Here is a 2,860-nt window from a genome sequence, read left to right as displayed (position 1 = left end):
AGGCGGGCCGAGACCGGGCAACCGCCGTGGGGACCCGCCAGCCCGCCGGGCAGCCCACAGCCGGCTGCTGCCACTGACGACCTGCTGCCGCCGTGGGAGCTGGCGACCGGCCTGGCCGCGGCACCGGTCGCGACGGAGCTTCCCGAGTTGCCGAAGGCCAACACCGGCCCGATGTACGTGTGGAACCCGTCGGCGTCCGGCCCGCTGCCCATCTTCCGCGCGGACGGGGAAGATCAAGAGCAGTTATCCGGAACGGGCCCGTGGTTCCTCGCCGGACTCGCCGTCTTCCCCGGAGAGCCTGGCCTTCACGTCCGACGCGTACAGGTGCACGTACTCCTGCCCCGATAGCTCGCCGATCGCGCGCATCACCTCGTCGGCGACGGTACGCCGCGCCCTGGCCGGCGGCTCGCCCGCCAGGTGAGCGAATTCCATCCGCTTGCCGATCCTGATCTCGATGCGGGTCGGCCTGGGCAGTGGCGCGCCCGGCGGCAGCATCTTCCTCGTGCCCATCATCGCCACCGGGATCACGGGCGCGCCGGAGTTGAGCGCCAGATAGCCGATCCCCGACCTGCCCCGGTAGAGCCGGCCGTCGGGCGACCTGGTGCCCTCCGGGTAGAACCCGAACAGCTCGCCCGCGCGCAGCAGGTCAACCGCCGCCTCGAGCGTCGCCTGCGCGGCTCGCGCGCCCTCCCGGTCCATCTGAAGCTGGTTGGTGGACCGCAGGTAGGCCGCCCAGAGCCGGCCGAGCGGGCCTCTTGCCGCGAAGTACTCGGCCTTGGCGGGGAACACCACTGGCCGGCCGATCATGAGCGGCAGGTACATGGAGTCGATGACCGACAGGTGGTTGGACGCGAGGATCGCCGGTCCCTCCGGCGGGATGTTCTCGAGGCCGACGATCTTCGGCCGTCCCATCACGTGCAGGGCGGGTCCTATCACGACACGCGAAAGCCGGTACTGCACTCAGGTGTCCTCTGCCTTACCTCGGGGTCTGGCCTGCGACGGAAGACCCGGCGAAGGCGGTACCAAAATAGCGTGCCCCGCCGACCGCGCCGGAAACGGAGGCGGCCATCGAGATCACCAATGGCAGCGCGAACGGCAGGGCTGCCGCTGGCACGATCACCCCGGAGTCGTCGGCGAACCAGCCGATGACGAGGACCAGCCACACCAGCCACGCGACGACCCGCACCAGGGGCTCCGCCGCGAACGCCCGCGCCAGCAGCCGCAGCCGCAGCGCCGCCGGCCGCCACAGCGCGGCGGCGGCCGCCACCGCGACGACCGGGATCAGCCAGCTGAAGACGGTCACCGTGAGCGTGCCCACATTGGAGCTGACCTTCCGCTCGATCAGGTCGCCGCCGCGGCCGTGCAGCAGGTTCCCGGCGAACGTCCCCATGTCGGACACGCCCGCCGCCGGGAAGAAGTAGCTGATCAGGGCGAACGCGAAGAACAGCGCGAGCCCGCTGACCGCGACCGGCACCGCCCACCGCCACCGGACCTGAATTCCCGCCAGGGACGCCATCAGCAGCAGCAGGCATGGCACCAGCGCGATCGTCCCGCCGACCTTGGCGCCGAACCCCGGCCAGCCGGACGCCACGACAGCGAACAGCCCGACAAGGCCGACGGCGAGCACCGGCGCTTCCCTCCGCCCAGGGAACCGGCGCGTCGCGAGCAGCCCCAGCCAGGCGGCGCCGACCAGCGTGCTCACGCAGTAGACGCCGAGCGCCTCGTTGCCGATCCCGTAGAACCGGCCGCCTTCGAGCAGCGAGAGCCCGAACGGCACCTCGAGCTGCAGCCGGGACCCGGTCATCACGTCGATGCCGAGCACGGCCAGCGTGCACAGGCACAGCGCGCCGAGCGGCCCGAGGAACTGCCGCCGCCACGGGCCAGCCAGGGCCGCGGCCGCCACGACCAGCGTCCAGCCGGCCGCCATCCCGTACAGCCATACTGCCGGGTGGGTGTGCAGCCACCACGGCACCAGATTGGCCAGGAAAGTGCCGACGGGAACGGCCGCGGCGAACACTCCGGCCGTCCGCCACCAGCTTGAGCGGCGCCGCGCGCGCTCGGCATCGCTGCCCCAGAAGAGCAGTACCGGCGCGATGAGCAGCGCCGCGGCGGTCACCCCGTACGCGGTGAAGAACCAGCCGTGGGTGCTTATCCAGACCTGTTCCGCGGTGTCCCTGCCGATGAGCACCCGGACCGCCGCGGCGAGGCTGCCGCGGTCGCCGCGGGTCAGCTGCGAGCCGCTGAGCCCGGGCGGCACCGGTTGCCCGAGCCAGCGGGCGACGGACGGGGTGAGGTCGGTCAGCGTCACGATCCCCGGCTGCCTGGTGGACGCGGCGCGCAGCAGGCCGTCACCGAACCCGGGTCCGCTGACCACCACGGACCGCAGGTGCGGCTGGCCGCCGAGCGCCGCGCCTGGCGCGGTGACCAGCAGCAGCGTGTCCGCGGGGAGGTTCGCGACGATGCGGGTGAGCTGCTGGTCCGCGGCGGAGGCCGAGGGTCGTTCAGGAAAACTGAGCGCGCCAAGATCGACTACGGTCAGCGGACAGCGAGCCAGCACCGTAGCGGTGAGCTGGCTGGCAGACGGGAGGTACTGAGCGACGTCGCCGGACGGCGCGGCGACCGCGAGCGCGGCCCCGGGCCCGACGGCCGTGACGCAGCCGGCCAGGCTGCCGAGCAGCCCCCAGTCCGGGCTCTCGTGGAACTGCTCGTTGTAACGGATGATCTCCGGCATCGCGGGGATGCGGGCGCCGGTCCCCTCGCTGAGCACCGGGGGCAGCGCCGCGCAGGGGCGCGGGCCTTCCGCGCGGGCGCCGCCGTTGAGGGTCAGCCAGCCGTCGTCCGGGCAGGCCACCGGCTGCTG

General features: G+C 72.8%; 3 protein-coding genes. All 3 read right to left on the bottom strand.

Features of this window, described 5'->3' with window-relative positions; all coding sequences use genetic code 11:
- The coding region (locus WA805_RS28550) for a hypothetical protein (RefSeq protein WP_425243874.1) at positions 1–212 on the bottom strand (212 nt) is incomplete at its 3' end.
- A gap of 31 nt (positions 213–243) precedes the next feature.
- Positions 244–960, bottom strand: a complete 717-nt coding sequence (locus tag WA805_RS28545; protein ID WP_422273257.1) for a lysophospholipid acyltransferase family protein — start codon at positions 958–960, stop codon at positions 244–246.
- 16 nt (positions 961–976) lie between these two features.
- A partial coding sequence (locus WA805_RS28540; protein WP_425243873.1) for a hypothetical protein occupies positions 977–2,860 on the bottom strand: 1,884 nt, incomplete at its 5' end.

This window comes from Trebonia sp., from assembly GCF_049794275.1.
Taxonomy (GTDB): Bacteria; Actinomycetota; Actinomycetes; order Streptosporangiales; family Streptosporangiaceae; genus Trebonia.
This window is presented reverse-complemented; position numbering and strand designations above follow the sequence as displayed.